Origin of the sequence: Streptomyces sp. NPDC056361 (assembly GCF_042262805.1) — a bacterium.
Taxonomy (GTDB): domain Bacteria; phylum Actinomycetota; class Actinomycetes; order Streptomycetales; family Streptomycetaceae; genus Streptomyces.
On sequence record NZ_JBHJQI010000028.1, the window covers coordinates 69,025 to 75,508 of the forward strand.

Here is a 6,484-nt window from a genome sequence, read left to right on the forward strand (position 1 = left end):
TCCCTTGGAGTGAGACGTCTTGGGGAGAGGCAGGGGGAGGTGCGGGGTGCGCGTGCGCGTGCGGGCGCCGGGGTGAGGGCGGGGCGGCGGCGGGCCGCGGGTCAGCCCTTGACCGCGCCCTGCATGATGCCGCCGACGATCTGGCGGCCGAGGAGGCCGAAGACGAGCAGCACCGGCAGCGTGCCGAGCAGCGTGCCCGCCATGATCACGGACTGGTCGTGGACGTAGCCGCCGCCGAGCTGGCGCAGCGCGACCTGGACGGTGGGCTCGGAGGAGGTCAGGGCGACGATCGGCCAGAAGAAGTCGTTCCACGCCGCCATGAAGGTCAGCAGGCCGAGCACGGCCATGCCGGGCCGGGCCACCGGCACCACGATCGACCAGAAGATCCTGGCCGTCGACGCGCCGTCGACCCGGGCCGCCTCGATCAGTTCGTCGGGCAGCGACTGCACCAGGTACTGCCGCATGAAGAACACCCCGAACGCCGACACCAGACCCGGCAGGATCACCGCCTGGAGCTGGTTCACCCAGCCCAGTTCGGCGATCAGCATGAACAGCGGGATGACGCCCAGCTGCGGCGGGATCATCATGGTGCCCACCGTGATCGCGAGCAGCGCGCCCCGCCCCCGGAAGCGCAGCTTGGCGAAGGCGAAACCGGCCAGCGTGCAGCACAGCACGGTGCCCGCGGTGATCGAGCCCGAGACGAGGAGCGAGTTCAGCAGCGCCTTGCCGATGTCCGCCTCCTCGACGACCGCCTCGAAGTTCCGCATCAGGTTCGGGCCCGGCAGCAGCGACGGCGGGACCCGGGCCAGATCGGCGTTGGAGCGGCTGGCGGCGACGATCGTCCAGTAGAACGGGAACGCGGAGACGAGGACGGCGACGATCAGGATCGCGTACGCGACCGGGCCGGCGTGCAGGGTGCGCCCCGCCCGCGAGGCCCCGCGGCGCGGCCGGCCCGTGCGCAGGGGAGCCCGGCGGCCGCCGGCCGGCGGGGTGGTGGGGGCGGGGGGCCCCGGGGCCGCCGCGGGGGCGATCGGCGCGGTCATCGGCCGGCCTCCTTGCGGGAACGGCGGCGCGCGATCAGGGCGTTGACCCCGACGAGCACCACGATGAGCAGGAACATCACCCAGGCGATGGCCGCCGCCCGGCCCAGGTGGAAGAAGCCCCAGCCCTGCTCGTACATGTAGAGCCCGAGCGTCTGGTACTGGTGCGAGATGCCGCCCGATATCTGGCCTTCGAGCAGCAGCGGCTCCCCGAAGAGCTGGGTCGCCCCGATCGTGGAGACGACGACGGTGAAGACGATCGTGGGTCGCAGCCCGGGCAGCGTGACGTGGAAGAACTGCCGCCACCGCGAGGCCCCGTCCATCGCGGCGGCCTCGTACAGCTCGTGCGGGATGGACTGCATGCCCGCCAGGTAGATCAGCGCGTTGTAGCCGGTCCAGCGCCAGACGACGATGCTCGACACGGCGATCTGCGAGGCGACCGTGTCGTTCTGCCAGTCGACGGGGTCGACGCCGACCACGCCGAGGACGTAGTTGACGAGCCCGAAGTCGCTCCCGAAGAGCTGGGCGAACACGAGGGTGGCGGCGGCGACCGAGGTCGCGTACGGGAGCAGGATCGCGGTCCGCAGGAAGGTGCGGCCGCGCAGCCGGTAGTTCAGCAGGTGCGCGAGGCCGAGTGCCATGACCAGCTGGGGCACGGTGGAGAGCACCCCGATGGTGAACGTGTTGCGCAGCGCGAGCCAGAAGTAGTCGTCGCCGAGCAGCGCGGTGTAGTTCCCGAGGCCGCGCCACTGCATGTCGCCGGGCGTCTGGAGCTCCACCCGGTACAGCGAGACGTACGCCGTGTACACCAGCGGGAACAGTCCGAACGCGGCGAACAGGGTGAAGAACGGGGCCAGGTAGGCGTACGGCGAGAACGTCCGCCAGGCCCGCCGGGCGGATCCCCGCCGCCGTGGCGGGGCGGTCCGGCCGGGCGGGGCCGGTGCCTGGGATGCGGTGAGGGTCACGGTGCGGCCCTTCGGTGAGAGGTCGGGGCGGGGGTGCCGGGCACCCCCGGTGCGAGGGTCGGCGGTGCGGGTCGGCCGAGGGTGCGGGTCGGCCGACCGGGCGCGTCAGCCGATGGTGTTCTCGACGCCCTTCTTCGCGTTGGACCAGGCCTTCTCGGGCGAGGTGCCCTTGCGCTCGACCTCGCTCAGGGCGTTGGTGATCTGCTGGGCGATGTTCTGGTCGTGCACGCCGAGGACCTGGACGGGTGCCGCCTTCGCCGCGTCGCCGAAGATCTTCCCGATCGGGGCGTCGGAGAAGAACGGGTCCTTCGCGCCGGCGACCTTCTCGATGGCGCCGGTGGCGGAGGGGAAGTTGCCCTGCTTCTCGAAGAGCCGGGTCTGCTGCTCGGGGGCGGTGAGCCACTTGATCAGCTCGTACGCCTCCTTCTTGTGCGCGGCGGCCTTGGGCACGGCGAGGTAGGAGCCGCCCCAGTTGCCGGCGCCGCCGGGGAGCGGGGCGACGTCCCACTTGCCCTTGGCGGTCTCACCGGCCTGGCCCTTGATGTAGCCGAGCATCCAGGCGGGGCAGGGGATGGTGGCGAAGGAGCCGGCGGCGAAGGCCTGGTTCCACGCGGGGGACCACTGGTCGAGCTTGGCGCTCAGACCGTCCTGGGCCGCCTGGACGGAGTGGTCCCAGGCGGTGCGGAGGGCGGGGTTGTCCTCCCAGATCAGCTTTCCGGAGGCGTCGTAGTACCGCTCCTTCTCCTGGCCGATCATGATCGAGTAGAGGCTGCCGACGCTGTCGAGCCAGGCGCGCTTGCCGGAGGCCTTCGCCTTGTACTGCTTGCCGAGGTCCAGGTAGCCGTCCCAGGTGGCCCACTTCTTGGCCAGTTCGTCCCGGTCGGTCGGCAGTCCCGCCTGCGCGAAGAGGTCCGTGCGGTAGCACATCGCCTCCGGGCCGACGTCCGTGCCGAGGCCGAGGACCTCGCCGCCCTTGCCGGTGGCGGCGGCCCACTTGGCGGGGGCGAACTGGTCCTCGAGCCCGTCCGCGCCGTACTTCCTGAGGTCGGCGAAGCGGTCGGCCTGCTGCTGGGTGACGGAGGCGATCCGGCCGACCTCGATGCCCTGGACGTCGGCGAGCCCGCCGCCACCGGCGAGCCGGGTCTGGAGGGACTTCCAGTAGTCGGCCTCGTCCTCGGTGTCCGTCTGCTTGATGGTGACGCCGGGGTGGAGCTTCTCGTACTCGGCGTAGAGCCCGGCCTCCTTGTATCCGAAGGAGCCGAACAGGTCCACGGTGATCGTGACCTTGCCGCCCGCGCCGTCCGAGGACGTGTCGTCCGTCGAACCTCCACAGGCGGCGAGGAGTGCCCCGGTGAGCGCGACCGCCCCCAGGCGGACGGCGGTTCTCTTGGCGGCTCGGGCGATGGGCATGGGAAGCCTCCCTTGGCTCCGGAACGAGCGAGAGCGATTGAGAGCGCTCTCAAGCTTGCGGAGGGAGCGTGCCTGCGGAGCGGCTCATCCGTCAAGGCTCGAAGGCGTAACGGACGAGACACGGCCTCAACTCGCCTGTGTGTTCAACCTCTTGACACACTCGTTTCAAGGGTTTTACGTTTCCGGCCATCTGAGAGCGCTCTCAGACGCTCGCTCACCGCGACTCCGCGACGACATGAGGTGCCGTTCATGCCAGCCCCCCGCACACGGCCGGCCGCAGCGCTGGTCCTGGTCTCCGCCCTCGCAGCCCTGGGACTCGGCCCCGCCGCCGCCCCCGCGGCCGCCGCCACCGTCCCCACCGGCGCCGGAAGCTACTCCGACACCCGCCCCGCCGGAACCTCCGGCCCCACCACCAACACCGGCGCGCCGGTCACCCCCAAGGTCACCGCCGCCGCCCAGGGCAAGCCGGTCCCCACCAACGACTGGTGGTCCTCCCTCGCCTTCCAGCGCTACGGCGACAACCCGTACTCCACCCCCATGTACGGCCACCCGCTCACCTACCAGGCCGTCGCCGGCGGCCTGGAGGTCGGCTACCCGACCAGCCCCGCCGTCGTCGGCGACGGCCGCCAGTACGAGTACGCGCACAAACGCGACCTCACCCTCGGCCTCACCGGCCTGAACTCGCCCGACACCAAGGCCGACGCCTGGTCCGACTGGACCGTCACCCCCTACTGGTCCGACGGCTCCCGCACCCTGCGCACCACCATCGGCCACGGCCTGCCCTTCGTGTACGCCAAGGGCACCGGCGGCGACGCCCGGATCACCACCGCCGAGGCGCCCGCCGTCTTCGCCGACCAGGGCAATGTCCTCGGCATCACCGTCGCGGGCCACCACTACGCCCTCTTCGCCCCCAGCGGAACCGACTGGAACGTCTCCGGCACCACCGTCACCGCCGGCCTCGGCGGCAAGGACTACTTCTCCGTCGCCGTCCTGCCCTCCACCGACGCCCTCGCGACCTACCGGAAGTACGCGTACAGCTTCGTCACCGGATCCACCGTGAACTGGAGCTACGACGCGGGCACCGTCCGCGCCACCTACAGCCTCACCACCGAGGCCAAGGAAGGCACCGAGCGCGGCACCCTCCAGGCCCTCTACCGCCATCAGTGGCTGCACACCACCGACCCGCTCACCCCGTACACCTACGTCTCGCCCCGCGGCACCATGAAGGTCCGCGAGGCCGCCTCCTTCACCACCACCCAGCGCGCCGCGGCCACCCTGCCCGCCCTCCCCGGCGGCACCGGCGCGGACACCGCCCGGCTGCGCGGCTACCTGAACGAGGTGGCGAACTCCTCCGACCCGTTCTCCGGAGCCGTCGACACCTACTGGACCGGCAAGGCGCTCGGCAAGCTCGCCCAGCTGGTCCCGCTCGCCGACCAGATCGGCGAGGGCGCCATCCGCGACAAGCTGCTCGGCCTCATGAAGGGCCGCCTCCAGGACTGGTTCACGGCCGGCGGCGCCAACGAGTTCTCGTACGACCAGGTGTGGAAGACGCTCACCGGCTACCCCGCCTCCTACGGCAGCGACACCGAACTCAACGACCACCACTTCCACTACGGCTACTACGTGTACGCCGCCGCGATCGTCGCCCAGTACGACCCCGCCTGGGCCGCCGACTCCGCCTGGGGCGCCATGGTCAGGACGCTCGTCCGCGACACCGCCAACCCCAGCCGCACCGACGGCGCCTTCCCCTTCCTGCGCGGCTTCGACGTGTACGCCGGACACAGCTGGGCCAGCGGCCACCAGGGCTTCGCCGCCGGCAACAACCAGGAGTCCTCCTCCGAGTCGACCAACCTCAGCGCCGCGCTCGTCCTGTGGGGCTCGGCCACCGGCGACACCGCCCTGCGCGACCTCGGCACCTATCTGCTCACCACCGAGGGCGAGGCCATCGCCCAGTACTGGTTCGACGCCGACCAGCAGGTCTTCCCCGCCTCCTTCCAGCACGACACCGCCGGCATGGTCTGGGGCAGCGGCGCCGCCTACTCCACCTGGTGGACCGCGAACCCCGAGGAGATCCACGGCATCAACGTCCTCCCCGTGACCGGCGGTTCGCTGCACCTCGGCGGACACAAGGACGCCGTCCGGCGCAACATCGCCGAGATGGAGCGGGAGAACGGCGGCCCCGCCGTCGAATGGCGCGACATCCTCTGGGAGTTCCAGTCCTTCGCCGACCCCGCCGCCGCCAAGGCCAAGTGGGACGCGGGGAACGCCGGATACACCCCGGAGGCCGGCGAGTCCAAGGCCCACACCTACCACTGGCTCACCGCCCTCGACACCCTCGGCGCCCCCGACGGCACGGTCAGCGGCAACCTCCCCACCTCCGCCGTCTTCCTGAAGGGCACCACCCGCACCTACGTCGCCCACAACCACGGCGCGACCGCCCGCACGGTCACCTTCTCCGACGGCAAGACCCTGACCGTGCCCGCCCGTTCCACCGCCACCGGCAGCGGAACCGGCGGCACCGACCCCGACCCCGACCCCGAGCCGTCCACCGGGAACACCTTCCAGCTCCGCACCGGCGGAACGCTCACCACGGCCACCGGCGCCACCGCCGGCAGCGACACCGTCGCCTCGGCGAACGGCACCAACCACGACGGCACCCCCTACCGGCCGCTCGTCTACGAGATCAAGGGCGTCAACGGCACCCTCAGGCCCGGCGGCGCCACCGCCTTCCGCCTCCAGCTCGACGCCGGCACGGCCGTCGGCCTCGGCCAGCAGGCCCGGATCAGCTACGACCTCACCGGCGACGGCACCTTCGACCGGACGGAGACGTACCACTACTTCGCGACCGACCCGGTCACCGGCTGGGAGGAGTACGCCCAGGGCCGCGGCCTGCAGGCGGCGACCGGCACGCTCGGCGACCTGCGCGGCGGCACGGTCCGCCTGGAGGTCTGGAGCGCCATCGGCAACGGCGACTCCCGGCTCCAGACGGGCACCGACCGCTCCGTGGTCGTCATCCCGTACGACTGACCCGCGGGTCCCGTGAGACGGCGGCGGGCCCGGGGACATCCC

At 71.7% G+C, this 6,484-nt stretch carries 4 protein-coding genes; 1 reads left to right on the top strand and 3 read right to left on the bottom strand.

Annotated elements, in window-relative coordinates; genetic code table 11:
- Window positions 1-101: 101 nt before the first annotated feature.
- The 3 genes from ACFCY7_RS12145 to ACFCY7_RS12155 all read right to left on the bottom strand — a co-directional run bounded on the left by ACFCY7_RS12145 (window position 102) and on the right by ACFCY7_RS12155 (window position 3,415).
- Window positions 102-1,043 carry a carbohydrate ABC transporter permease gene (locus tag ACFCY7_RS12145; protein WP_376483718.1) on the bottom strand — a complete coding sequence of 314 codons (942 nt, stop codon included), beginning with the start codon at window positions 1,041-1,043 and terminating at the stop codon, window positions 102-104.
- Window positions 1,040-2,005 (bottom strand): carbohydrate ABC transporter permease, encoded by a 966-nt coding sequence (locus ACFCY7_RS12150; RefSeq protein ID WP_376483720.1) that lies wholly within the window; start codon window positions 2,003-2,005, stop codon window positions 1,040-1,042. Before ACFCY7_RS12150 ends, ACFCY7_RS12145 begins: the two co-directional genes overlap by 4 nt.
- A gap of 105 nt (window positions 2,006-2,110) precedes the next feature.
- Complete coding sequence (locus ACFCY7_RS12155) at window positions 2,111-3,415, bottom strand: extracellular solute-binding protein (RefSeq protein ID WP_376483722.1); 1,305 nt, start codon at window positions 3,413-3,415, stop codon at window positions 2,111-2,113.
- Between the two features lie 249 nt (window positions 3,416-3,664).
- Here ACFCY7_RS12155 and ACFCY7_RS12160 point away from each other — a divergent pair, with 249 nt between their 5' ends.
- Window positions 3,665-6,442: a glycosyl hydrolase gene (locus ACFCY7_RS12160; RefSeq protein WP_376483724.1), complete on the top strand. Its 2,778-nt coding sequence runs from the start codon at window positions 3,665-3,667 to the stop codon at window positions 6,440-6,442.
- Window positions 6,443-6,484: the final 42 nt, after the last annotated feature.